This is a genomic window from Phreatobacter sp., from assembly GCF_052440005.1.
Taxonomy (GTDB): Bacteria; Pseudomonadota; Alphaproteobacteria; order Rhizobiales; family Phreatobacteraceae; genus Phreatobacter.
The window spans coordinates 1-24,719 of record NZ_JBQVQL010000006.1 but is presented as its reverse complement, the minus strand read 5'-3'; the positions used below and the strand labels follow the sequence as shown (position 1 = coordinate 24,719).

The 24,719-nt window shown below is 65.7% G+C and carries 26 protein-coding genes; 4 read left to right on the top strand and 22 right to left on the bottom strand.

Annotated elements, in window-relative coordinates; genetic code table 11:
• Window positions 1-138: 138 nt before the first annotated feature.
• The 12 genes from ACT6XY_RS02635 to ACT6XY_RS02580 all read right to left on the bottom strand — a co-directional run bounded on the left by ACT6XY_RS02635 (window position 139) and on the right by ACT6XY_RS02580 (window position 12,425).
• Complete coding sequence (locus tag ACT6XY_RS02635) at window positions 139-1,935, bottom strand: acyl-CoA dehydrogenase C-terminal domain-containing protein (protein WP_444746773.1); 1,797 nt, start codon at window positions 1,933-1,935, stop codon at window positions 139-141.
• Between the two features lie 69 nt (window positions 1,936-2,004).
• Window positions 2,005-2,475: a MerR family transcriptional regulator gene (locus ACT6XY_RS02630; RefSeq protein WP_444746772.1), complete on the bottom strand. Its 471-nt coding sequence runs from the start codon at window positions 2,473-2,475 to the stop codon at window positions 2,005-2,007.
• A 357-nt stretch (window positions 2,476-2,832) separates the two neighbouring features.
• A complete protein-coding gene (locus ACT6XY_RS02625; protein ID WP_444746771.1) occupies window positions 2,833-3,462 on the bottom strand; it encodes a hypothetical protein in 630 nt (209 codons plus the stop codon).
• Window positions 3,459-3,905: a type II 3-dehydroquinate dehydratase gene (aroQ, locus tag ACT6XY_RS02620; RefSeq protein ID WP_444746770.1), complete on the bottom strand. Its 447-nt coding sequence runs from the start codon at window positions 3,903-3,905 to the stop codon at window positions 3,459-3,461. The genes ACT6XY_RS02625 and aroQ overlap by 4 nt, the downstream gene beginning before the upstream one ends.
• 50 nt (window positions 3,906-3,955) lie before the next feature.
• The gene (locus ACT6XY_RS02615; RefSeq protein WP_444746769.1) at window positions 3,956-5,251 is read right to left on the bottom strand and encodes a TRAP transporter large permease; all 1,296 of its coding nucleotides are present in this window, start codon (window positions 5,249-5,251) and stop codon (window positions 3,956-3,958) included.
• Window positions 5,248-5,766 (bottom strand): TRAP transporter small permease, encoded by a 519-nt coding sequence (locus ACT6XY_RS02610; RefSeq protein WP_444746768.1) that lies wholly within the window; start codon window positions 5,764-5,766, stop codon window positions 5,248-5,250. Before ACT6XY_RS02610 ends, ACT6XY_RS02615 begins: the two co-directional genes overlap by 4 nt.
• A gap of 57 nt (window positions 5,767-5,823) precedes the next feature.
• Window positions 5,824-6,807 (bottom strand): TRAP transporter substrate-binding protein DctP, encoded by a 984-nt coding sequence (gene dctP, locus ACT6XY_RS02605; protein WP_444746767.1) that lies wholly within the window; start codon window positions 6,805-6,807, stop codon window positions 5,824-5,826.
• Window positions 6,808-6,924: 117 nt separating this feature from the next.
• Window positions 6,925-8,826: a bifunctional sugar phosphate isomerase/epimerase/4-hydroxyphenylpyruvate dioxygenase family protein gene (locus ACT6XY_RS02600; RefSeq protein ID WP_444746766.1), complete on the bottom strand. Its 1,902-nt coding sequence runs from the start codon at window positions 8,824-8,826 to the stop codon at window positions 6,925-6,927.
• Window positions 8,826-9,674, bottom strand: a complete 849-nt coding sequence (locus ACT6XY_RS02595; protein WP_444746765.1) for a shikimate dehydrogenase family protein — start codon at window positions 9,672-9,674, stop codon at window positions 8,826-8,828. The genes ACT6XY_RS02600 and ACT6XY_RS02595 overlap by 1 nt, the downstream gene beginning before the upstream one ends.
• 83 nt (window positions 9,675-9,757) lie before the next feature.
• Window positions 9,758-10,423 (bottom strand): GntR family transcriptional regulator, encoded by a 666-nt coding sequence (locus ACT6XY_RS02590; protein WP_444746764.1) that lies wholly within the window; start codon window positions 10,421-10,423, stop codon window positions 9,758-9,760.
• A complete protein-coding gene (locus tag ACT6XY_RS02585) occupies window positions 10,420-11,112 on the bottom strand; it encodes a GntR family transcriptional regulator (RefSeq protein WP_444746763.1) in 693 nt (230 codons plus the stop codon). Before ACT6XY_RS02585 ends, ACT6XY_RS02590 begins: the two co-directional genes overlap by 4 nt.
• A gap of 362 nt (window positions 11,113-11,474) precedes the next feature.
• Window positions 11,475-12,425, bottom strand: a complete 951-nt coding sequence (locus ACT6XY_RS02580; protein WP_444746762.1) for a helix-turn-helix domain-containing protein — start codon at window positions 12,423-12,425, stop codon at window positions 11,475-11,477.
• A gap of 158 nt (window positions 12,426-12,583) precedes the next feature.
• On the opposite strand from ACT6XY_RS02580, the gene ACT6XY_RS02575 reads away from it, so the two are divergent.
• The 4 genes from ACT6XY_RS02575 (at window position 12,584) to ACT6XY_RS02560 (ending at window position 15,938) form a co-directional block, all read left to right on the top strand.
• Window positions 12,584-12,826 (top strand): hypothetical protein, encoded by a 243-nt coding sequence (locus tag ACT6XY_RS02575; RefSeq protein WP_444746761.1) that lies wholly within the window; start codon window positions 12,584-12,586, stop codon window positions 12,824-12,826.
• Window positions 12,827-12,849: 23 nt separating this feature from the next.
• Window positions 12,850-13,725 carry a MerR family transcriptional regulator gene (locus ACT6XY_RS02570; RefSeq protein WP_444746760.1) on the top strand — a complete coding sequence of 292 codons (876 nt, stop codon included), beginning with the start codon at window positions 12,850-12,852 and terminating at the stop codon, window positions 13,723-13,725.
• 357 nt (window positions 13,726-14,082) lie between these two features.
• Window positions 14,083-15,555, top strand: a complete 1,473-nt coding sequence (locus tag ACT6XY_RS02565; protein WP_444746759.1) for a methyl-accepting chemotaxis protein — start codon at window positions 14,083-14,085, stop codon at window positions 15,553-15,555.
• Between the two features lie 17 nt (window positions 15,556-15,572).
• On the top strand, window positions 15,573-15,938 hold the full coding sequence (locus tag ACT6XY_RS02560; RefSeq protein WP_444746758.1) for a hypothetical protein: 366 nt from the start codon (window positions 15,573-15,575) through the stop codon (window positions 15,936-15,938).
• A gap of 96 nt (window positions 15,939-16,034) precedes the next feature.
• Here the strand turns inward: ACT6XY_RS02560 and ACT6XY_RS02555 are convergent, their stop codons facing one another.
• From ACT6XY_RS02555 to ACT6XY_RS02510, 10 genes are all read right to left on the bottom strand, one after another.
• Window positions 16,035-16,829: a response regulator gene (locus tag ACT6XY_RS02555; RefSeq protein WP_444746757.1), complete on the bottom strand. Its 795-nt coding sequence runs from the start codon at window positions 16,827-16,829 to the stop codon at window positions 16,035-16,037.
• A gap of 270 nt (window positions 16,830-17,099) precedes the next feature.
• Window positions 17,100-18,797, bottom strand: a complete 1,698-nt coding sequence (locus ACT6XY_RS02550) for a methyl-accepting chemotaxis protein (RefSeq protein ID WP_444746756.1) — start codon at window positions 18,795-18,797, stop codon at window positions 17,100-17,102.
• An 86-nt stretch (window positions 18,798-18,883) separates the two neighbouring features.
• On the bottom strand, window positions 18,884-20,098 hold the full coding sequence (locus tag ACT6XY_RS02545; protein WP_444746755.1) for a TadE/TadG family type IV pilus assembly protein: 1,215 nt from the start codon (window positions 20,096-20,098) through the stop codon (window positions 18,884-18,886).
• A 516-nt stretch (window positions 20,099-20,614) separates the two neighbouring features.
• Entirely contained in the window at window positions 20,615-21,961 is a 1,347-nt protein-coding gene (locus ACT6XY_RS02540) for an NAD(P)/FAD-dependent oxidoreductase (protein ID WP_444746833.1), read from the bottom strand.
• 100 nt (window positions 21,962-22,061) lie between these two features.
• Window positions 22,062-22,289: a hypothetical protein gene (locus tag ACT6XY_RS02535; protein ID WP_444746754.1), complete on the bottom strand. Its 228-nt coding sequence runs from the start codon at window positions 22,287-22,289 to the stop codon at window positions 22,062-22,064.
• A 483-nt stretch (window positions 22,290-22,772) separates the two neighbouring features.
• Window positions 22,773-23,276, bottom strand: coding sequence for a hypothetical protein (locus tag ACT6XY_RS02530; protein WP_444746753.1), 504 nt, complete (start codon window positions 23,274-23,276; stop codon window positions 22,773-22,775).
• A gap of 10 nt (window positions 23,277-23,286) precedes the next feature.
• A complete protein-coding gene (locus ACT6XY_RS02525) occupies window positions 23,287-23,727 on the bottom strand; it encodes a hypothetical protein (protein WP_444746752.1) in 441 nt (146 codons plus the stop codon).
• Between the two features lie 85 nt (window positions 23,728-23,812).
• Window positions 23,813-23,992: a hypothetical protein gene (locus tag ACT6XY_RS02520; RefSeq protein WP_444746751.1), complete on the bottom strand. Its 180-nt coding sequence runs from the start codon at window positions 23,990-23,992 to the stop codon at window positions 23,813-23,815.
• Window positions 23,989-24,477, bottom strand: a complete 489-nt coding sequence (locus tag ACT6XY_RS02515) for a DUF2243 domain-containing protein (protein WP_444746750.1) — start codon at window positions 24,475-24,477, stop codon at window positions 23,989-23,991. The genes ACT6XY_RS02520 and ACT6XY_RS02515 overlap by 4 nt, the downstream gene beginning before the upstream one ends.
• A gap of 58 nt (window positions 24,478-24,535) precedes the next feature.
• A partial coding sequence (locus tag ACT6XY_RS02510; RefSeq protein ID WP_444746749.1) for a DUF892 family protein occupies window positions 24,536-24,719 on the bottom strand: 184 nt, incomplete at its 5' end.

The following is a 24,719-nucleotide window of genomic DNA, read 5'->3' as shown; positions in this document are numbered from 1 at the left end:
CCTCCCCGCGTCATGCCCGGCCTTGTGCCGGGCATCCACGAATTCCTCTCGCATGGCGGTGTTCAAGTCGTGGATGGCCGGGACAAGCCCGGCCATGACGGAAGGGGCGGAGCCCCCTCCCACGACCCGAACGCAGCCTCAGAACGCGTCGGCGGCGAGCGCCATCATGGAGTCGGCGCCGGCCTGGATGCGGGCGAGATGGGCGCCCGTCTCCGGCATCATCTGCTCGAAGAAGAAGCGCGCCGTCACCAGCTTGGCGTTCATGCGGTCGGTGGAGCCGTTGGCGCCCTCGGCGAGCTTCTCCGAGGCCACCTTGGCCATCTTCGCCCACATGTAGCCCATGGCGACGAGGCCGAACATGTGCATGTACGGCGTCGAGCCGGCGCCCGCATTGTCGGGCTTGGCCATGGCGTTCTGCATGAACCACATGGTGGCCGCCTGCAGGTCCTTCAGGCCCTTGGACAGCGAGCCGACATGGGCGCCAACCGTCGCATCGTCCTTGCTCTGCGCGCAGAAGGTGCCGACCTCGTTGAAGAAGCTCATTACGGCACGGCCACCGTTGGCGCCGAGCTTGCGGCCGACGAGGTCGAGCGCCTGGATGCCGTTGGCGCCCTCGTAGATCATGGCGATCCGGGCATCGCGGACGAACTGGCCCATGCCCCATTCGTTGATGTAGCCGTGGCCGCCATACATCTGCTGGGCCTTCACGGCGTTGTCGAAGCCGAGATCGGTGAGCACGCCCTTCACGATCGGCGTCATCAGGCCGAGGTGATCCTCCGCCTTCTGCCGCTCGCCGGCGTCCTCGGAGCGGTGCGAGACGTCGGCCATCAGCGCGGTCCACAGGATCAGCGCGCGGCCGGCCTCGTTGACGGCGCGAAGCGTCATCAGCGTGCGGCGGACGTCGGGATGGACGATGATCGGGTCGGCGGCCTTTTCCGGCGCCTTCGGGCCGGAGAGCGAGCGGCCCTGGATGCGGTCCTTGGCATAGGCGACCGCGTTCTGGTAGGCGACCTCGGACTGCGACAGGCCCTGGACGCCGACCGACAGGCGCGCCTCGTTCATCATCACGAACATGGCGTTGAGGCCCCGGTGCTCCTGGCCGACGAGCCAGCCGGTGGCCTCGTCATAGTTCATGACGCAGGTGGCATTGCCGTGGATGCCCATCTTCTCCTCGATCTTGCCGCAGGAGACGCCGTTCCGCTCACCCGGCATGTTGTCGGCCGTCGGCAGGAACTTCGGCACGACGAAGAGCGAGATGCCCTTGGTGCCGGCGGGCGCACCCTCGATGCGGGCGAGGACGAGGTGGATGATGTTCTCGGCCATGTCGTGCTCGCCGGCCGAGATGAAGATCTTCTGACCGGTGATGCGGTAGGAGCCGTCGCCGTTCGGGACGGCCTTCGTGCGCAGCATGCCGAGATCCGTGCCGCAATGCGGCTCGGTCAGGTTCATCGTGCCGGTCCACTCGCCAGACGTCATCTTCGGCAGGTAGATCTGCTTGATCTCGTCGCTGGCATGGACGTTGAGCGCCGCCATGGCACCCTGGGTCAGGCCCGGATACATGCCCCAGGCGAGGTTGGCCGAGGACATGAACTCGCCGACGACGGTGTTGACGGTGGCCGGCAGGCCCTGCCCGCCATAGTCGGGGGAGAAGGCGAGGCCCATCCAGCCGCCCTCCTGGTACTGCCGGTAGGCCTCCTTGAAGCCCGGCGGGGTCGTCACGGTGCCGTCGTCGTTGCGGCGGCAGCCGATCTGGTCGCCCACCACGTTGAGGGGCTGCAGCACCTCCTCGCAGAACTTCGCGCCCTCGCTGACGATCGCCTCGACCAGGTCGCGCGGCGCGTCCGAGAAGCCCGGCAGGTTGCCGTAGCCGTCCATCTTCAGGACGTCGTAGAGGACGAACATCGTGTCTTCGATGGGAGCCTTGTAGGTCGGCATGTCTCATCTCCTCCGAGAGGGGACGCCCGTTCGGGCGCCGGTTTCGCAAAGCCGCCGGGGGCGGCGGGATCAGTCCTTCGACACCGATGCGCCGATGCCGGCGAGCCGCCCGTCGATGACGGTGATCGCTCGTTCGAGTTCGTCGATGGCCGTGTCGATGTCGCTCTTCTGCGCCTGGAGCCGGCCGATCTGCTCGCGATACTTGGTCCGCGCCACCTTCATCTGTGTGACGCCGCCATCGCCCAGGTCGTAGAGGTCGAGCATGGCCTTGACCGCCTCGAGCGAGAACCCGACGCACTTGCCCATGAGGACGAGGCGCAGGCGCGAGCGGTCGCGGCGGGAATAGATTCGGTCCTGGCCCTGCCGCTCAGGCGCGAGCAGGCCCTTCTCCTCGTAGAAGCGCAGGGCGCGGGCGGTGACGCCGAACTCGCGCGTCATCTCGCGAATGGAGAAGGTGTCCTTGCCGGCCGACGCGCCGGTGCGCGCCAGGAGCTCGGCGAGCGTGACGCCCCCGTTTCGGGCGAGGTCCTGATCGGCCATGGGGTTCACCGGCATCGGGCTCCCGTCAGGGTGGACTGACTTCGCCTTTCGTCTAACTCACGTTTACGTAAACGTCAACACCTGCAGGTCCGCGAACGGCCCGGGTGTGAGGAGCCTCATTGATGTTCCACAAATGCGAAATTCGTTGCCACAAATCCCGAATAATCGCCCTCACGCCTGAGCCACCGCCTTTTTGGGGCTGCTAGCGGTACCAATGGCTCCAGACCTGATCACGATCCAGCTGGCGCCCGACGACACTGTTTGCGGTGCATCGCGTCGAAGCGAGGGATTTCTGTGGTCGTCGGCTTCGGGGCCCGAACCGGGCCTTTGACAGCTTCCGCTCTCGGCGTGCCGGCTCTAATCCAATGATCCGAGATTTGACGATGTCGCGTCTTGGGCAAATATCTGTTCGAAAACATGTGCCCCTTCGGTGAGCAGCCCATCCAGAGCGCCGGCATCAAGAGCCTCAACGACCATCAGCTTGTCAAAGCCATGATCGTGGGATCGCAACCGCTTTTCGTCGGTCTGGATACTCGTTGCTGCAGCATCGGCATGAAGCAGCGAGACCGCGACGATGCGGTCGCGGTTCGCGATCTCCGTAAGATGAGACGGCGTTGGGCAGAGGCCATCATCGACGAAGATGGGGGCGACAAGGGAGCCATGCCCTCCCCCCACGTGGGTCGCGACCCAACCGCCTCCGCGCCGAAAATTCATTAGCAAGGGCATGATGCGCCGCGACCAGGGCGATGGATCGTTGAGCCGCGCCAGATAGGCAGGGATCGCCATTACCTCCGCGGAGTCCAGAGTGTAGAGGATGAAGAAGCGCCGGAGACCGGCGTTGGTGTTTCGGAACAGCCGAACCTCGCGGAACCCTGGAATGGCGAGCCGCTCTTGAGCATGCTCGCGAGTCATCCAGTGCAGGTAATCGGTCTCATGCTCTGGAGGCACGTCGCTCCAGATCGCTAGGAAGCCCTGGCCCGTCATCATCGTCCGCCGCCTGTCAGGTAGACCGCCGCCTCTAGGGCGGCGATATATCCGTAGGGGCCGAGACCGCAGATGACAGCGGTTGCGGCGGTGGACGTGATCGAATGGCGGTGCAGTTCGTCGCGCGCGTGAATGTTCGAGACATGCAGCTCGATGATCGGTTTGCCTAGCGCCTTCATAGCGTCGATCAGCGCCACAGACCGGAAGGAATACGCTGCCGGGTTGATGATCAGCGCGTCGGCCGTCTCGCGGGCCTCCTGGATCCAGTCGACGAGGACGCCCTCGTGGTTGGACTGGCGGAAGGACAGGGCGATGCCGAGGTCGCGGGCCCGCTCTTCACAGCTCGCCTCGATCTCCGCGAGCGTGGTGTGGCCGTAGATGTGCGGCTCGCGAGTCCCAAGCAGATTAAGGTTCGGGCCGTTGAGGATGGTGATGCGGAGCGTCATGGGAGGGTCCTGGCAGACGTCTGAAACGGCGCGGCCCCTGCCGCGCCGACCTAGCCCTGGTAGCCCATGAGGCGAGGCAGCCAGAGCACGATTGATGGGAAGTAGGTGATGATGGCCAGGGCGCCGATCATGGCCCATAGGAACGGTAGCGTCTCCCGGACGAGGTCGCGCAGCGGCACCTCGGCGATCTGCTTCATGACGAAGAGCAGCAATCCATAGGGCGGCGTGATCAGCCCGAGCATGATGTTGATCACCACCACCACGCCGAAATGCACCATGTCGATGCCCAGCGCCTTGGCTGTGGGGATCAGCACCGGCACGATGATGAGCAGGATCGTCGTGCCTTCCAGAAGGCAACCGAGGATCAGCAGCAGCACGTTGACGAGTATGAGGAAGCCGAGCGGCGAGAGATCCCAGCTGGTCAGCACGACCCGAAGCGCGTTGGGGATGTTCTCGATGGTGACGACGTAGTTGAAGACGAGCGCACCGGCGATCAGCATGCCGATGGTGGCGGTCGTGCGGGCGCTGTAGGCGAGCGACCGGTAGAGGTCGGGGAAGCTGACGCTGCGATAGAAGACCACCGAGATCGCCAGCGCATAGGCCGCGGCCACCGCTGCGGCCTCCGTCGGCGTCGTCGCACCGCCATAGATGCCGCCGAGCAGCACCACCGGCATCATGATGACAGGCAGCGCGCGCCAGGTGATGCCGGGGAGTTCGCGAACCGGCACCGGCGCCTCGACGGGGAAGTTCCGCCGCCGCGCCGCTCCCGCGACGATTCCCATCTGGGCGAGGCCGAGGAGCAGGCCCGGAACGACGCCGCCGAGGAAGAGGAAGCCGATCGAGGCGTCCGAGACGAGGGCATAGAGCACCATCGGGATCGATGGCGGGATGATCGGCCCGATGACGGAGGAGGCAGCCGTCAGCGCAGCGGCGAAGGCCGGAGGATAATTGCCGTCCTTGGTCATCATGGCCTGCATCATGCGGCCGGTGCCGGCGGCGTCCGCGATGGCCGAGCCCGACATGCCCGCGAAGATGACGCTCTGGACGATGTTGACCTGGGCGAGGCCGCCCCGGAAGCGCCCGACCAGCGCGTCGCAGAACTTCAGCAGCCGCTCGGTCATCGAGCCGATGTTCATCAGCTCGGCTGCGAGGATGAACAGCGGCACGGCGAGGATGACGTAGTTGGTGTACATGCCGTTGAGCAGCTGCTCCGCGGCGATGCTGAGGTCCTGCCCGGCAACCAGCAGATAGAGGATCGAGCCCGCGATCATGGCATGGCCGATCGGCAGGCCGAACAGCGACAGCGCGAGGATCATGCCCAGCGCGCACTGGAAGGCGATGCTCATATGCCCGACCCCATTTTGGTGGGATCGACATCCTTCGGTTGGTCGCCGCGCAAGGCTGCAAAGCCGAGCCAGAGATAGCGGATGATCGCGGCGACGGCGAAGAGGATGTAGATCGCGTAGACCCAGGAGAAGGGCAGCTTCATGTAGGCCGTGCGTTCCACCTTCATGAAGGTGACGTAGTCGACCATGGCCGGCAGGGCCGTACCGTAGAGCACGACGACGGCGAGGGCCGTGACCACCCCCATGAGCCGTCGGGCGCGCGGGCTCACCGCGGCATGGAGCAAGTCGAAGCGGATCTCCTCGCGCTCCGTCAGCACGAAGGCGGCCCCCCAGAGCACCAGCCACAGCCAGAGGATGACGCTGATCTCGTGGGTCCAGCCGATCGGCAGGTTGAAGAGATAGCGGAAGGCGATCTGGATCAGGAAGGCGATGAACATCGCCGCCAGCATCGCGACGGCGACGTTCTCGGCGCGCCGCCCGAGCCAGGGCGCCCAGCTGTGGAGAGTGGACTTCACGGGGAGCGCCTCCGGCCCGCGCGATGCGGTTGGGGGAATCGGTCGCGGGCGGCCGCGTCAGAGTGCGTTGATCTTCTCCAGCATCCCGGACACCCAGGACTTCGCCAGATCGGACGCGAGGTACATCTTCTGCGCATGGTCGCGGAAGGCGGCGAGGTTCGGCGTATAGACCTCGAGCCCCTGCTTCTTGAAGAAGTCGACGAGCTCGCCCTCCCGCTTGACGTGTTCCGCCGTGCTCCAGTCGATGGCCGCATCCGCCGCCTGCTGGAACGCCGCCTGCTGCGGCGCGCTCATGGCGTTCCACGCCCGGTTGGTGATGCACAGGAGATCGAAGCCGACGAGGTGCGAGGTCAGCACGATCTGCGACATGACCTCGAAGAACTTCATGTTCTGGACGTTCGGCAGCGGATTGTCCTGCCCATCGACGGCGCCCGACTGCAGGCCGGTATAGACCTCGCCATAGGCCATCGGCGTCGGATTGGCGCCGAGCGAGCGTCCGAGGAACTGCCAGGCGTCGCCGCCCGGCATGCGCAGCTTGATGCCGGCCATGTCGGCGGGCGTGGTGATCCGCGTCTTCGGCTTCAGCCCAACCTGCCGCGCGCCGAAATAGGTCGGCCCGAGGATGCGGATGTTCAGCTTCTCCTCGGCCATCTTCTTGAGGTCGCGCCCGACGTCGCTGGCGAAGACGCGCTTGAGATGGTCGGCATCCTTGAAGAGATAGGCCGAGGTGACGATGGACCAGGCCGGGATCTGGTTCGAGATGTCCTGCGGGGCGATGTTGCCCATCTCCAGGTTGTTGCGCTGCATGGCGACCAGCTCGGTGCCCTGCCGGAACAGCGTTCCGCCGTAGTAGGGCTGCAGCGTGACGTCGTTCTTGATGGCCTCGGCAAAGCGCTTGACCATGTCGGCGCGGATGTCCTGCTCGGAGAACACCGCCGAGAAGCGCAGGTTCGGCTTGGCCTGGGCCATGGCGCCCGTGGCGGAGCCGGCGAGGCCGGCAGCCGCGGCGCCCGCCATGAACAGTCGACGATCGATGCTCATCCTCAAGTCCTCCCTTGGCCCTCTTTCGGGGCTCGTCCTCGTCACTATCGCCCGATCCTCATCCGGAGGCAACAGACAGTCTCCGTTTCATCGGATGATTCCTGAATTCTCATACGCTCACTCCCGAGCCAGGGGCCGGGGCAGGGTCGTCGGCGCCAGATGCCGCTTCTGGGCCGCGATCCGGAACGGCGCGTTGAAGGCGCCATAGCCGGTATAGCCGCGGCGCTCGACCACCTCGAAGAAGAAGCCGTCCTCGCCGGTGCGCCCGTAGAGCTGGAAGAATTCGCCACCTGCATCGCGGTCATAGAGAATGCCCGCGGCCTTCAGCGCCTCGATCTCGGCGGCCGGCAGGCCGAAGCGCGCGGCGAGATCGTCATAGTAGTTCGCCGATACGCGCAGCGGCTGGAAACCGTTGGCCGCCAGCGCCTGCGCCGTGCGCTTCATGTCGCCGGTGGCGAAGGCGAGGTGCTGGATTCCCGCGCCGAAGAGCTCGCTGACGAAAAACCCGGCCAGCGTCCGCCGGTTCTCGGCGCCGTTGAGGGTCAGGCGCAAGCCGCCCTGCTCATTCTCGATGACCTGGCTGCGCACGAGACCGCCGGGATCAACCACGTCGACCATGGGCAGTTTCCGGACATCGAAGAGCGACGTGTAGAAGAGGAGCGAGGTCAGCAACTCGTCGACGAACATGGTCTGGGCGACATGGTCGATCCGCTCCAGGCCCGCATCGGTCGGGGCAGCCCCATCGGCGACGTTGACGAATTCATGCTCCCAGAGCCGGACGAGGTCCGGAGATCGGTCGATGAAATAGATGACGCTTCCGCCGATGCCGCGGATGCCGGGCAGGCGGATGTCGCCGGGGTTCGGATCCTGGTCGAAGGGCTCGGCGCCCAGCGCCACGGCCCGCGCGAGCGTCGCCCGCGCGTCGTCCACCTGCAGCCCGATGGCATAGGCCGCAGTGCCGTGGGCCAGGAAGGCAGAGCGCGCCTGCCCCTCCTGCTCCGTGTTCACCACGAGGTTGATCTGGCCCTGCCGGAAGAGGTCGACCGACTTGGAACGGTGCCGCCCGGCCTTGCGGAAGCCGAGCGTCTGCAGCGTCGACCCGAGCGCTGCGGCGCGCCGCTCGTCGGCGGCGAATTCGACGAACTCGACCGCGTGGACCACGGAACGGTCCGGCAGGGGGCGGGCGGGCGCCCGTCCAAGGCCGCTCTCGCGGGACACCTGGTCCATCAGGTGGACGAGGGAGCGATGGCCGTCCTTGGCGACGGCGCGGGCCGATCCGCCGCGGAACTGGTCGTTGAAGATCTCGAGCGATAGATACCCCTCATAGCCCGTGGCGTAGATCGCCTTGACGAAGTCCTTTACCGGCAGATCGCCCTCGCCCGGCATGTTGCGCAGGTGGCGGCTCCAGTGCAGCAGGTCCATGTGGATGAGCGGCGCATCGGCCAGTTGCACGATGAAGATGCGGTCGCCGGGAATGGAGCGGATCGTCCCGGAATCGATGCCCTTCGCCAGCGAGTGGAAGCTGTCGAGGACGAGGCCAATGGCCTGGTGGTCGGCCCGGCGGACGATCTCCCAGGCATCGCGATGGTCGCTGACGTGGCGGCCCCAGCACAGCGCCTCGTAACCGACCCTGAGGCCACGCCGCGCGGAACGCTCGCCCAGCTCGCGGAAATCCGCCGCCGCGCGGTCGATGCCGCCGAGAGCCTGCGGGGCAACGCTCGAGCAGACCAGCATCAGGTCGGCGCCGAGTTGCTGCATCAGGTCGAACTTGCGCTCGGCCCGGTCGAAGGCGGCGGCGCGGTACGGGTCCGGGAGGGTCTCGAAGTCGCGGAAGGGCTGGTACAGCGTCAGCGCGAGGCCGTGGTCTTCGATCATCCGGCGGACGGTCGCCGGCGTCTCGTCGGTGATGAGCAGGTCCTGTTCGAAGAGCTCCAGCCCGTCGAAGCCCGCGGCGGCGATGGCGGCGATCTTCTCCGGCAGCGTGCCGCTGACCGAGACCGTGGCGATGGAGGTTCGCATCACGAAGCCTCCCTCAGCGCGTCGCCGGCAAGCTCCCGTCGCAAGGCCTCCGCGTCGACGTCGTGCCCGGTGAAGATGCGGAATGCATCGATGCCCTGGAACAGGAAAAGCTCGTAGCCGCTCAGGATGTCGAGGCAGCCCTCGCGGGCGCGGGTGAGGAACTCGGTCCATTCCGGTGTGTAGACGGCGTCGAAGGCCCAGCCGGCGCCGTCGAGCGCCACATCCGGAATGGCATTGCCTCCGACGCCCGCCATCCCGAGAGGCGTGGCGTTGACGATGCCGTCGACACGCTCGCCCGCCTCCACGACACTGTCGCAAATGACGATGCGGGTGCCCTCGGCAACTGGCGCAAGGGCGGCGGCGAGGGCCTCCGCCTTGGGGCGATCGGCGTCGCAGAGCCTGATTTCGCGCGCCCCGAGTGACACGAGGGCGAAAGCAATGGCCTTGCCGACGCCGCCGGCGCCTGCCATCGCGACCACGCCGGGCGAGGCCTCACCGAAACGGTGACGGAAAGCGGAGGCGAAGCCGGTGCAGTCGGTGTTGGCGCCCCGGGGGCCTCCCTCATCGAAGACGACGGTGTTGCAGGCGCCGAGCGCCGTGAGGCCGGGCGCGGGCGAGGCGAGACGCGACAGCACCCGCTCCTTGTAGGGATAGGTGACGTTGATGCCGCGATAGCCGCCGGTGCGGCCATGGTCGAAGACAGCGTCGAAAGTCTCGCCACGAGCTGGGGGAATGAGCAGATCGTAGCTTACGTCAAGCCCGCAGAGCCGGCCGGCGAGGCGGTGCAGGTCGGGGGAGCGGGAGGCCTGGATCTTGTCGCCGATCAGGCCGAGCTGAACATGCTGCATCGGGACGCCCTAAAACCCTGCCGGGACCTTTAAGGCGACCAGTCATAACTCATTTCATATGAGATTCAATAAATCATCTGATGCTAGGAGATCGCCTCCGTGGCTAGGGCGTGCTCCACGCCGCCGGCGATGTGGCGCTCGAGCAGGGCGCATCCCTCATCGGCGTCGCGGCGCAGGGCGGCCTCTTTCATCGCCATGTGCTCCGCTGCGGCGATCGCCCCCCGATAACTCAGCGCGATCATCTGGTAGCGTAGGTAGCGTTCGAAGATCGCCGCGTGGGCATGCATGAGACTCTGCGAGCCGCAGGCCGACACGAGCGCCTGGTGGAACTGCCAGTCATAGCGCTTCCACAGGTCGGTATCGGTGCGGTCGCCGCTCGCCATCCGCGCCTCCATCTGGGCGAGCTTATGATGGGCGGCGATCACCCGCGCTTCCCATTCGAGATCACCCTGGGCGAAAGACTGGCGCAGCGCATGGCATTCGAGAAGCTGGCGCAGCGCGGCGATTTCCCGAAGGTTGGCGGCCGAGATCGGGCCCACCTCGAAGCCACGCTGTCCCTCGGCCACCACGAGCTTCTCGGATACGAGGCGGTTAAGCGTCTCCCGCAGGGTGCTGATGCTGGCCTCGTAGCTGCGGCGAAGCACGTCCAGCCGCAGCCTGCTTCCGGGGGCGAGCCGCCCGGTGATGATGTCCGTGCGGATGCGCTTGTAGGCACTCTCGCCCGCCGAGGGGAACAGGTCGGTCGTCATGCCGCGAACCGGGTCTCGGGAAGAACGTTGCGCGCCTCGATGGCAAGGACGCAGGACCGGATATGGGTGGAGAGGATCGCCTTGGCGTCGCCGGTGCGACGGGCCAGCGCCGCTGCTGCCAGGTCCGCATGTTCACCGGCGGCCACCTCGCCCCGGAAAATGCCGACCACCATCTGGTAGCGCAGGTACTTGTCGTAGACGCCGGCATGGATGTCGAGCAGTTCGGCCGAGCCGCAGGCCGACACCAGGCTATGATGGAATTCCCAGTCGTAGCGCTTCCACTCGGTAGGATCGGCCGCCTGCCCGGCCAGGAGGCGCTGTTCGATGCGCGCGAGCTTGTGGTGGGCCGCGACCACCCGGCCCTCCCACTCGAGATCGCCCGCCGCCAGCGAAAGCTCCAGGGCATGATGTTCGAGGAAGAGGCGCATTTCCGCGACCTCCCGCAGCTCCGCCGCCGAGACCGGCGCCACCTCAAAGCCCTTCTGGCCCTCGGCCAGGACCAGGCCCTCCGAGGCGAGCCGGTTGAGGATCTCCCGCAGGGTCGAGACGCTAGCGCCATAGGCGTCGCGCAGCCCGTCGAGTTTCAGGCGCTGGCCGGGCTTCAGGCGCGCGAACAGGACGTCGGCGCGGATCTGGCGATACGCGACCTCGCCAACGGATGACTCAACCTTGAGAGTGGCAATTGGCATGTCACCTGACCGGGCCGGCTTGGGCTCGCCAGAAAAGCTGGCACAGCGGCAACTTGCAACAGCCATGCAGACGGCGCCCGCATCGGGGATACACGCTCGGTCTGTCAGCCGACAGTGATCGACACGGACGCTCGACCGGCGCGGAACGTCCGGCGAGCGGGGCGGCCCACGTCTCTTGTTCGGTACACGGCTTGGGGAGTCCGCTTTGGCCGGGAAGCAGAGCCGCAAGTCCGCTGTCGGGCGGATGTGTCATGTCCGCTCTGGCGGCGCGAAGCCGAAGCAGCCGTCGCGAGTTGCGGGCCCTTAATTGAGTAGTCGGGACAATAGCGGACATTCCCGGACCCTCCATGGGCCGCAGCGGCTCACGGATCCCGACCAAACTCGTTGCGATAATAGGTCTTGAACAGTCGCCAATGCGCAAATCCCCACCGCATGGCGATGCGTTTCACATTCGCATGGGGGCCGATCGCTGCGACCTCGTCCTGCACCCTGAGCAGGCGCAGCCGCCGCAGATACTGCATCGGAGTGCAGTCGAACTTGTCGCGGAATGCCATCTGCAGGGCGCGGATGCTGACGCCGGCCGCGTTTGCGACGTCCTCGACGACGATGGGCTCGTGGAGGTGGGCCGCCATGAAGTCCGTAGCCCGCATCAGCTTCGATGAGTCTGCGGAAGCGGCGGCCGAATGCATGTGTTCCGAGTAGGTGTGGCGGAGGAAGTTGGCGACATACTGCATGATGGCGTCTGCCGTGCTCGCAATCGCCAGCGGGCTGGCACGGAATTCGGGCAGGTGCGCCGTCGCGTCGAACAGGCTCTGCAGGTAGGACGCGAAGAAGCTATGGCGCGGGTCGGACAAGGAGAAGGCCGGTTCGAACACGATCCGCTTCTTCGGCTGGTACCCCAGGTTACGCGAGACGGCGCGCTCGATCACCGCATAGGGCATGGACAGCTGGACGTCGGACCAGCCCCCGCTTGTCTGGCCCCTCGTCACCTGGCGCATGTCGATGACGGTCCCGAAACCGGGGCGGCAATGGTAGGTGTCGTGGCCCGCCCGCGTGACGGAATGGCAGTCGGATCGGGGAATGACGATCTGCATGTTCTGGGACGGAACCTCGGTCGTGAAGCTGTAGGCGCCGTCAGACCGGGCACTGAGCAGCGTCAGACCGGAGAAATGATAGAAGTCCGCATGCCAGAACGACAGGTTCTCCTGACTGGCGAGGCGGTGCACCTGGCCCCATTGGCGGACGAAAAAGTCCTCCACCGCCTCCAGCGAATCGCAACGCGCGCTGAAGGCGACGACAGGGATTTCGAGCATTCTTCCCTCCCCATCTCGGTCGACGGACACGATAGGGAGCCTCGCATTCGCATTCAACAAAACAAAAACGCAAATAGTGCCCATTCTGCGAAAGCGACCGCCAGCAATCCTTTCACGATGTCATCGAATAATAATGGGGTCTCACATGAGGACGCATAATGATCATTCCATTCCGCGAACCCCGCCCATGCCATCCACAGCCTGCACGATTCCTCATCAATTCAGCAAAAGAGATGTTCTCGTTTGCCCAGCAACTGGACTGGTACTGCGAGGATGACGCAGCGCGTATTCAGTTCCTGCTGCGAAGCCAGGACATCATCAAACGGACCGAGGCCTTGGCTGCGGAGTTGCTGTCCTACAAGGCGGCGACGACATTCCAGAAGATGTCGGGAGAAGGCTAGGAGGCGAAGAGCGGCGCCCCGTCATGGCACACGACATCTCTGCACTCGCCAGAAGAACCGGGGTCTCCGTGTCGACGATCCGCGCTTGGGAGGCACGGTATGAACTGGTTCGCCCGGCGCGATCCGCGGGAGGACACCGTCTCTACAGCGACAACGACGCAGAGCGGGTCGCCCTTTTCAAGGAACTCACCGATCTGGGCCATCGTCCCCGCGATCTGGCGTCCCTGCCGACGGACGATCTCGCGCGGATGCGGTCGACGGCCCAGACCGAGCCGATCATGTTCGGGCAACTCGTGTCCGCCCTCCGGCGAGCCATGCGGCTCAGGGACCGCGCCGGCTTTCACCGGCACCTCGTCGCCGCGTTCGCCCTTCTGCCGCCTATCGAGGCCGCGGGTCTCTATTCGTTCTGCCTTCAGCAGATCGGCACGCTGTGGGAGGACGGAACGTTTTCAGTCGCCGATGAGCACATCTTCTCGTTCACAGCGCGGAACGTGATCATAGCCGCCACCCAGACGCGCCCGACGCTCATTTCTGCCGGGCCGATCGGCTTTGCCACGATCGAAGGCGAGCATCACGAACACGGGCTTCTGGCGGGAGCGTTTCTCGCTGCGAGCGCCGGGGTGCAGACGGTCTATTTCGGCACTTCCATCCCAACGGACCACCTGGCCGAAGCCGCGCGTCGCGACGCGCTCAAGGCACTTCTCATCAGCATCGTGCACGTTTCGGACGTTGGCGAACTGGTGCGCAAAGTGATGCACCTGGGCGGCTTGCTCGACCAAGGCACGCAACTCTGGCTCGCCTGTGCGGCGGGCCTGAGACCGAGTTTGATCGACGTCGCGGGCGCCGCCGTTCTCCATAGCCATGCCGAGCTGCGAGCCAGGCTCGCCTTGATCCGCTGAGGGGCCGCTCCGGTCCTCAAGAAGATCCTCCATTCGCTTCCGGCCCGCAGGCCGTCCGAAAAATCGCCACATCGCCGTCAGGGTTCGCGACCGGACCTCGCCTTTCGCAATTCCGTCATCCCCGCGTCCCGACGATGGCTGCAAGATTATGCGATCCGGCTTTCCTGCCGCTGTCCGAAACAAGCCGTCGTAGAGGCTGAAGCTGTACACAGTCTCCACTCGATACCCGTGTCGGGGCGACCTGCGCATGCAAGCCTGATCGGACGCATTATTACGAAGCGGTGCGTTAATGCGCGCTTCATCTCGCTTTATACAGAGTACTTGTGTAAATGACGCAGCGTAATGTCGGGGGTTCAAATGTTCTTCCAGTCTGATGCTGGCTCCAAGTTGGCCGCTCTCGAACGATCCCAGGCCTTCATCGAATTCCGCCCGGACGGTACGATCATCAGGGCGAACGCCCTGTTTCTGCGGACCCTCGGCTTTGATCTGAACGATATCGTCGGTCAGAACCACGCGATGTTCGTGCCACCGGCCGACCGCGGCTCCGACCAGTACCAGCGCTTCTGGGATGAACTGCGAGCCGGGCGTTCGCACATCGCCGAGTTCAAGAGGGTCGGCAAGGGCGGCCGCGAAATCTGGATCCAGGGTTCCTACAATCCTGTGCTCGACCGGCACGGACGGACGATCAAAGTCTTCAAGATCGCCAGCGACGTTACCGAGCGAAAGATGCGCGACGCCGATGTGCAGGGTCAGTTGGCAGCCATCGGCAAGGCTCAGGCCGTCATCGAGTTCGACATGACGGGCAAGATTCTCGCCGCCAACGCCAACTTCCTGGTGACCCTCGGCTACCGGCTCGATGAGATCGTCGGCCGGCATCATTCTATCTTTGTCGCTGCCGCCGAGCAGAACACCCCCGACTACGCGCACTTCTGGGCCGCCCTCGCGCGCGGTGAATACCAGGCTGCACGCTACCGCCGCATCGGCAAGACCGGAGCGTCGGTGTGGATCCAGGCGAGCTACAATCCGATCCTCGATCCTGACGGTCGCCCCTACAAGGTCGTCAAATTCGCCACCGACATTTCCGACCAGGTGGCCGAACAGGAACGCCGGGTCGCCGTCGGCCAGGAGATCGACAGGAACCTCGAGGGGATATCCGAGAGCGTGTCATCCGCCTCACACGAGGCGACGGAGGCGGCTGCAGCCTCGACGCAGACGTCTGCGAACGTTCAGGCGGTGGCCGCCGGCGCCGAGGAGTTGTCGGCCTCGGTCGGAGAAATCCGACGGCAGGTCGTGCAGGCGCGGGAGATTGCCGGGCGCGCGGTGACGCAATCCAACGAGACCAACCAGATCGTGGGAGGTCTGTCGTCGACGGCGGCGAAAATCGGCGAGGTGGTGAAGCTGATCAACTCGATCGCAGATCAGACCAACCTCCTCGCGCTGAACGCGACCATCGAAGCCGCCCGCGCCGGCGAAGCCGGCAAGGGCTTCGCGGTCGTGGCCGCGGAGGTGAAGAGCCTCGCCAACCAGACGGCCCGCGCCACCGACGAGATCAGCCTGCAGATCGACGCCGTCCAGAAGGCCACCCAGGCCGCTGTGAACGCCATCGGCGAAATCGCCGAGACCATCACCATGATCAGCGCGATATCGACATCCATTGCCTCTTCGGTTGAGCAGCAGTCCTCGGTCACGGTGGAGATGTCGGAGAACATGCGTGTCGCTGCCGAGGGGGTCTCCGCGATCTCCGCCAGCATGAACGCGATCGCGCGATCCACGGCGGAGATCGACCAAGCGACGAAATGCGTGCGCGCGGCCTCCAGCGATCTCGCCTAGAAAAGGGAAACAGAACGATGCACGGCAAGAAGACCCCGCGAACGGCCGCAATCATCCAGCAGTCGAAGACCAACCTTCACACTTTCGCCTCGCTCATCGAGCACGTGAACGACCTGCGCAAGGCGACCCTTCACGGCGATATGGCGGACGACCTGCAAGTGGCGCTCGCCGCGAATTTTTCGGCCGCGATGGAGCATCTCCTGCTCGCCAACCTGCAATATGCGACCTGGGCGATCGGCGAGGTAAGAGACTCCGTCGATCTGATCGCCGTGGGGCCAACCCAGCAGATCGAGCTGGGGCCCTGCCTCACGGATGCCAACAGTCCCTGCCGGACCATCAGCTTCACGGCCGCCCTGGCGCGCCGGAACAAGCCCCTGAACTGACGTCGGCCTTGCCGCCCCGGTTCAGGGGGGCCGGCCGCTCGCGGCATGCCTGCAACGTCAAACCCGGGTTCGGCTGGTCGGTCGGAGCCGGGTTTTCTACAGGACAGGGTGAGGAAGTCCGTTCAGGTCGTGCAGGACCGAGTCGAGCTGGCGGGCGCTGAAGGGCTTCCTGAGCGTGGCGAATTGGCGGTTGGCGGTCATGGCGGCCGTGTCCCCCGATATGATCACGATCTTCGTGTCCGGGTTCACCGCCCGGATGACACGGGCGGTCGCCAGCCCATCCAGGCCGCCCATGTGCAGATCGATGAAGACGAAGTCGGTGGGTGCCCGGGCGAAGCACTCGATGCCTTCCACGCCATCGGCGGCTTCGACGACGTGGACGCGGAATATCGAACGGTCGAAGATCCGCTTGATCAAACGGCGCGCAGTGCCGCTGTCGTCGATCAGCAGAGCGGTGGTGCGCGCCCTCACCTTCTGAAACGCGTCCAGTGACCGGTGAACATCCAGGATCGAGACCGGCTTGCTGATGAAGTCATAAGCGCCGAGGGCACGGGCCTCCTCGCGATCGAGCGCCGTCTGGCTGCCCGACACCACCACGACGAAGGTTCCCATGCCCTGCTCGCGCGCGATGCGAACGGCGTCGAGACCGGAGGACGTCCCGAGCGCTATGTCGACGAATGCGAGATCATAGGCGTTCGTCGCCAGTTCCCGCAGGAGGTCCTCGCTTCGGGAGACGATCTGCACCTCAGTGGGATAGGAATAGTCTGCTATGGCGGCCTGGATGCGTGCCCGGCACCCGGGATTGTCCTCGGCGATCAAGATGGCCCAGGAGCCGTCGACGAAGACGATGTCCGACGCCTCGGTCGTGACAGGCTTTCCATCCGGCATCATGGGTCATCCGAGCTTGCTGGGGCGGTTCGGGGCCGGCCTGCCGCCCACGAGGAACGGTGGTGCCCGGCACGATGTGCGATCAAGCCGCACTCTGTGTGCGAAGGGATCTGGCGGGCAGGAGAACGCCTGGCCTACGGACCGGCACGAGGCGCACGCGTTCCCGTCACCGACGACGTGGCGTGTCGCACGCACCTGGCAGTTCACGAGTTGAGCGGGGGCCCGCCCGCCTCCCCAGGTGAGCCGGTGCTAGGCTGGGACACTGATCGGACCTCAAGCCCGGCGAACGGTGGCGAGGAACGTGTCCACCTGCCGCTTGAGCCGCGAGGCCTGGGAGGAGAGTTCGCCCGATGCGTCGAGGACCTGGCCCGCCGACTGTCCGGTGGCCACCGCCCCCTCGTTGACCGCGATGATCGACGACGACACCTCGACCGTCCCGCGGGCGGCTTCCTGGACGTTCCGCGCGATCTCGCGCGTCGCGGCCCCCTGCTCTTCCACGGCAGCGGCAATGGCGGTCGCGATGTCCGCGACATCGACGATGGTCGCGCCGATGGCCTGGATGGAGGCCGCCGCTTCGCGCGTCGCGCCCTGCATCGCCTGGATCTGGGTGCCGATGGCCTCGGTGGCGCGGGCGGTCTGACCCGCGAGAGCCTTGACCTCGCTGGCGACCACCGCAAAGCCTTTGCCGGCCTCGCCAGCCCGCGCCGCCTCGATCGTGGCGTTGAGTGCCAGCAGGTTGGTTTGCTCGGCGACCGCGGTGATGAGTTTCACGACCTCACCGATCTTCGATGCGGCGTTCAGCAGCTCCGACACCTTGAGGTCGGTGGTCTTGGCTTCGGCCACGGCGGCATTGGCCTTCTGCATCGAATGCTGGACCTGCCGGGAGATCTCCTCCACCGAGGAGGTCATCTCATCGGTGGCGGCCGCCACCGCCTGGACGTTGCCCGAGGCCTGCTCGGATGCGGCCGCGACCGTCCCCGACCTCCCCTGGGTCACCTCGGCCGTGGCGGCCAGCGTCTGGGCCGCCGCTTCGAGCTGGGTGGACGCCGACGTCACCGCAGAGACGACGTCGACGACCGTCCGGTCGAACTCCTCGACGGCCGCGGCGAGGACGATGGCACGGTTCTCCTTGGCGGCGCGGTCTTGGGCCTGCTCCGCCTCGATCCGCCTCGCCTGCAGGGCGTTGTCGCGGAAGACCGCGAGGGCGCGGCTGAGATCGCCGATCTCGTCCATCCGGTCGGACACGACGACGGGCGTGTCGAGGTCGCCGGCGGCAACGCGGTTCAGGGAAGCCGTCGCGGCGGACAGCGGCCTCGTCGCACGCTGCACGATGACTGCGGCCGCAAGACCGAAGACGGTGGCGATACCGATGAGGGCTGCCAACAGTGCATAGAGCGTCTGGCGGGCGGCGCTCTCCAGTTCTTCGGTCGGGATGCCGATGAAGAGAACGCCTATGACTGTGCCGGCGGCGTCGAGGACCGGCTGATAGGCCGCGAGATAAGGCCGGCCGAACAGGTTGGCCGGTCCGTAATAGGATTGTCCCTGCCGCAGGAACGCCTGAGCGGGATGATCGGCCGCCAGTGACGTCCCGATGGCCCTTTCGCCGTTCTCCTTCCTGAGATTGGTCGACCGGCGGATGAACGCGCCCTTCTCGTCCGTCACGAAGATCGTCGCGACGCCGCCTCCCGCCTGGACATTGCGGTCGACCAGCGAGTGATCGGCAAAGGTCGGCATTGCGGCCGCCCTGACGATGGCGAGACGATCGGCCTCAATAGTGACGTCGACGCCCTCCGCCGACCGGGACAAGAGGACCGCGAGAGTGCGCAGGCTCGTCCTGGCTTGGCTCATGGCCGCCTTGTCGTTGTGCTGCTGCATCTGCAGCCAGGCGAGGGACGTCAGCGCGAGCGACGTCAGTCCGATCAGCAGCATCGCCAGGACGACGGCCTTGCCGCGGATCTTGAGCTGGGGCATCGGCAATGTCATCGGGTTCCTCAAGGATGCGGTCTTTGTGGGGCGCGGGCTCGGCGCTCCGGAGACGAGGGTGGAGGCCCGGCGGGTCATTGCACCAGTCTCACCGAGTCTGACGCCGGGCTGCCGCCACCGGGCAGCGTCGGGGTCGACAGCCGCCAGTTCAGCGTGTTGAAAATGATCGTGTTGCCGACGATCTGGACCTTCGAACCGATGACGGTCGAGGTGGAGTTCCAGGTGAGGTTCCGGCGGGGCAGGTAGATCAGCCCCGATATCTCCTCGCTGACCGACGAGTTGAAGACGTATTGCACCCTCGATGTTGCCGTTCCAGGGCTCGGCTCGAACATCAGGATGTTCGCATAGGGCCCGCTGGCCGGGGCGCTCAGCCGCGAGGTCAGCGCGCCGTTGAAGCGGATCTCGGACCCGGTGTCGGGGAAGAAGAAGGTGACGCCGGCGCCCTCCACCACGGCACCCGAGTTGATGATCATCCTGCCCTTGATGATGTGCAGGCCGGGCTGGAAGAGGACCCGGGGGGATCCGTTGAACGTGAGATTGCACCAGACCGAGCCCGCCGGCATCACGTGGGGCGCGCCGCCGGACGGCGGATCATAGACCGACTTGGTGTTGGTGCAGGCGCCGACCACAGGCTTGGGAAGCGCGTCCACATAGGGGTCGGCCGCCGCGTCGCAACCGGTCTCGATCGGCAGCGGGTTGGAGGTATTCTTGATGATACTCGTCCCCTGAATGCAGAACCTCTTCAGCTTCAGGGTCGTCCCGGCATTGAAGATGGCGGCCGGCGACGCGGTGGAGCGCACATGCACCTCACAGTCCGGGGCGTCGATCTTCGCGCCCGAGTTGACCAGAAGGGCCTGCTTGGCAGACGGCGCGAGCGCGATGATGCATGGCGACCCGCCGGCCGGTGTTCCCGACATCGTGCGCAACGCCTTTGCAGCCGCTTCCACCCTGAGCGATGAAATGCCGGCCAGTTTCATGAACGTCGTCGGCACGTGAGCGTGTGCCGAACCCTCCAGCGTATCGCCCTTCAGGGCGAAGGAATGCTCGACGCCTGCGATCGTGTTCTGTGCATTGAAGAGGTTCTCGGCCGCGAGAGCCTCTGCGCCGCGGCTACGCAAGCCGCCGAGCACCGACGCATCGAGAATGGACTGGAGTTTCGCCTTGGCGTTCTGTGCGACCGTGAAATCGACCGCTGCCCCGACGGTCAGCGAAACAGCAAGCAGCGATCCGGAGAACAACAAGGCCACGGATGCACTGTTGTCGGATTGAAGGCGGCGCAACCAATGCATGAGGGCGATCCGTCTGAGGTTAACCTCCTCGACAGTGCACCCAATCCTCAAATGACCGGATAAGCGACCGATGCGTCGTTATTGTGTAGTTTCGTTTTTATACAAGGCGACATCATCGAGCTTTCGGCGCCCATCGGACGCATCGGAGAGAGGCCGGCCGCAATCCGCAGACAACGTGCTGGACGGCCAGGCAGTGACTTTCGTGACGCGTCACGAAAGTCGTCGTACCTGTGGTGAGAAATTGCAGATCGTCAGCAATCCGCCGCAGATCGCACGTCCGCTTAGGAGGCGCGAAGCTGACACGGCTCCGGTAGCTCTTGGGCCCACTGAAGACATTCGGAACGTCTGCTTCGGGACGCCATAGGGGAGCCTCAACGGCTTCGCGTGACAGCGTGACGGGCTGCAGAGGTGCCAGTTACCGCTGCTAAAAGGGGCACGCTGCTTGATCCGCCTCTCAGGTGGGCCGGCATATCCGTCGCCACATGCTTTCGCGAGCCGTCCCAGCGTTCGCCGGCCTCAACCGTTGAGGTGCTCATGCGCCGGCTTCACGACGGACAAAGCTGTGGGCGACGCGGCCGCCTCGTCGCCGACGATGAGGCGGGCGCCGCGCCGGTGGGTGACGTAACTCCAGGCCCAGTCCACTGCGACTGCCAGGCGGCTACGCGCCTCGATGAGGAAATAGACGTGGGCGACGGACCAGAAGAGCCATGCGATCCGCCCGGTGAGCTTTCGCCCGCCAAGGCTGACGACGGCTTCGTTGCGTCCGATCGTGGCGAGATCGCCCTGATGCCGATAGCGGAACGGTCCGGCAGAGGGCCGCCCCGCGACCCGGTCGGCGATAAGACGGCCGACATAGCGACCCATCTGTTTGGCGGCAGGAGCGATGCCAGGGACGGGATCGCCTTTCTCGCCGGCGACCGCCGCGACGTCGCCGACGACGAAGACCTCGGGATGACCGGGAAGCGAGAGGTACTCCCCGACGATGACGCGCCCGGCGCGGTCCGCCCCGGCGCCCAGCCAGGAGGCTGCGGGAGATGCCCTGACGCCAGCGGCCCAGATGGTCACCGAGGCCGGGATGAGACCCCCCTGGACGATGACGCCTTCCGCAACGCAGCGCTCCACCGTCGTGCCGAGCAGAACCTCGACACCCTGGCGGACAAGGGCCTGCGCAGCGTAGCTGGAGAGGTCGTCGGGGAAGGCCGCCAGGATCTTCGGGCCAGCCTCGATGAGAATGATCCGGGCCTTCGCCGTGTCGATGCGGCGGAAGTCGCGGCGGAGCGACAGGTGGGCCATCTCGGCGATCGCGCCCGCCATCTCGACGCCCGTGGGCCCGCCGCCAACGACGACGAAGGTGAGGAGAGGTGCCCGTGCGTCCGGAGGTGCGAGTTCGGCATTCTCGAAGGCGCAGAGGACGCGGCGGCGAATGGCGGTTGCGTCCTCGATCCTCTTCAGCCCGGGGGCGTGTTCCGCCCATTCGGGGTGGCCGAAATAGGAATGCGTCGCGCCGGTGGCGATGACGAGATGGTCGAAGGCAAAGGCATGCGGGCCCGCATGGACCACCCTGGCAGGAAGGTCGATGCCCTGAACCTCCGTCTGGTAGACGGAAAGGTTGCGCTGGCCGCGGAGCAGGTAGCGGATCGGCCAGGCGATTTCGCCCGGTGAGAGAGCGGCGGTGGCGACCTGATAGAGAAGCGGTTGGAAGCAGTGGTAGTTGTTGCGATCGAGCAGCACCACATCGGCATCAGCGCCCTTCAGCGCTCTGGCGGCCTCCAGACCCGCAAATCCGCCGCCGATGATGACGATACGGTGCCTTGGAGGCTGTGCAGCTACCATTCCTGCCCCTTCCGTGGTTGCGCGTTGCAGCCGAAACGGCGGTTCCTCGCAGGACGTTCCTTTACGGGCGGCGGAGATGGGACAGGACCCGGGTCCGGTTCCGGCCGGCCAGCCGGCCAGTAGTCCGTATCTAGTGAGAAACTCTTTGGTCCAGTCGCCGGCCAACGTTGATGGCAACCGCGACAAGATCATCGTGATCGAAGCAGCCGGCGTGCGCGGCGGCCAAAATTGCATAGGCAAGGGCGCGCTCGCCCTCAGTGTCACCGTTGAGGCCGGTCATATACGCAGCCTCGATCAGAGCACTTCGCATCACCTCGAGCTGGTGGGTCGTGAACAGGTGTCCGGGGAAGAAAGTCATTCGACGATCCCGAGCTCCACGGTCTTGTAGGCGCGCCCCGCTCAGTACCGGCGCGTTGACGGGAGGCAAGACTGGCGTTCCGAACCAACCGGGCTGGTCAACCGCCTGTTCCTCTTTGCGGGAATTTCCACACGGGGAGATCCAGCGAACCTCGTCCAGGCCCGGATCTGGCAAGGCTTTCGCCGGACGGGATGGGCGGTCCTGCCAGCGCCCTGTCTCCCGTCTTGCATGCGATCCATGCCGCCGGGTCACGGTAATAGAGCTTCAGCTGCAATCCCCCGGACCGCAACTGAATGGTTTGAGAAGGCGCCATAGGAAGTAGCCCACTCATGAACCCTCCATGTCTTCTGCAACTCGGGAAGGTGGGTCCGTTCCTGTCGCGAGGGGTGACCAAACCGAGGCGGCCCGTGTCATCCGCGCAAGCTTAGCAAAGATGTCACCAGGTTCGGCCCAGACGCAGCCGCCGATGCAAGCGCTCGCCCTTCAGCTTCTGCCGTCCGTCCTGTCGGGGAGGATGGAAGGGCTGGCTTCCGTCAGCGAGAAAGCGCTGCGCTGCGCGGCCTCGAGTTCCCTGAGGCTCACTGCGAGTGCAGCCCCCCAAACCAGGTGGGCCGCAAGCATCAGGCTGTTCCGCCGGACCGGATGGCGGCCGCCGAACGTGAGGATTCGCGCCGCCGGAATCCACCCCAGATAGCTCGCACCCCACACGCCGATGCCGAACAGAGCGCCGGTCGCAGGATCCCGCCTGTCGGAGAGAGTGGCATAGAGGCTGCCCGCGGCGGCGCCGTAGAGGAAGTGATAGGCGAGCGTGGCGACTGAGGCAGGCACCCCCAGGGTCGGCAGGCTCTGCGATATCTCGCGCGGCGGCAGGGGATAGCGCTCGCCCCGTGGCAAGCGCCCGTGCAGACGCACCATGGCCGCCGTCATCGGCAAGGTTGCGACGAACCCTGCGAGGCCGCTGAGGAGGATCTTTCCGCTGAATGACATCGCAGGACCCTCACCTATCCCGGGGCGGGCTGGAGGCAAGGAAGGAGGCCGTCATCGCCACATAGGCCAGGGCAATGCTGGCGGGGGACAGGACCGCTTCCCAGCCAGGCGTCAGCCGCTTCGGAACCAGCGCGTAATCGACCACGGCAGCGAGCGCCGCCACCCCCAGGGCATCCGGCACCGGCGAGCGCTCCGGCCGCGCCTTCCGGAGCCGCAAGAACAGCGCACTCCAGAAGACTGAAGCTGCGCAGTGGGTAGCGAAGCCGACGAGCGTATGGCTCGCGTCGACATCCCTGGAATGCCCCGCGCCCTCGCCGTGCAGCCAGTGGCTGGTGGCGTTGACCGGCTGGACGGCATCACGCCCCTCAACCTTGGCAAGGACACCGAGAACACCGACGGAGGACAAGCTGGCGGCGGCGCCGGTCATCAGGACCCGGGACAGGAATGACATGATGGCTCCCTTGATCGATCGGGTTCATGGCAAACACCGGCTCGACCGCTGCGTTCCTATCGGAGCTGTTCCAGACCGCGGTGCCTCAGGGCGGCGTCAGGCAGCCGATGAGGAGCAACTGGTCGAGGGTCGGATGAAATCCGAAGGCGATGCGCCCCCACACCGGCGCGGTCGCGACGACGGCCAGCACGGCGAAGCAGAACCACCCGGTGGCGATACCAAGCGGGGAGCCAAGGTAGCCGGCGGGCAGCGATGGCCGTTTCATGGCCTGCGCTCGAGCATGATCCGGTCCTCACGGCGCGTCAGGGCAAGGCCTCCGATGAGCATCGCCGCTCCCCAGACGAGGAAGCCGATATCCCAGACGATCCGCTGAGAGGGCGGAACGAGTTCGTTGACCCGGTGCAGCACGAGGAGGTGATGATTGACGAGGCCCTCGACGAGGTTGAAGGCGCCGAACCCCGTCAGCATCGTTCCGGCGAGGAGCATGTTGGACCAGACGAGATGTCTGCTCCGGGCATGGCGCCACAGCACGAAGAGGCCGGCGAGGACGAAGAGGTAGGTGGCAGAGTGGAACACCCCGTCCCAGAACGTGTTCAGCTCCAGCGCCTCGACCGACGTGATCGGATACCAGCTGCTGACCATGTGGTGCCATTGCAGCACCTGGTGGAGGACGATGCCGTCTAAGAACCCGCCGAGACCCAGGCCGAACAGGATCCCGGCCGATTTCGGAAAGGTCCCGACGTCCTTCATCGTTGCCTCCTCGCAGGGAGGACGCCGGGAATCCGCCCGGCGCCCTTCGGATCGCGCGCTAGTGCTTGGCCGTCTCGCCGCGCGCCTCGCGCTCGAGATATTGCATCGTGGTCGGCGCGAGGTGCTCGGCGAGCCAGGCGGCCATGTCCTCCTCCTCCTCGAGGATGGCCTGGCAGGCGTCGCGCGTCTCGGTATCGCCCGCCCGTTCCGCGGTGGCGACCAGCACCCTGTAGGCAGCGATC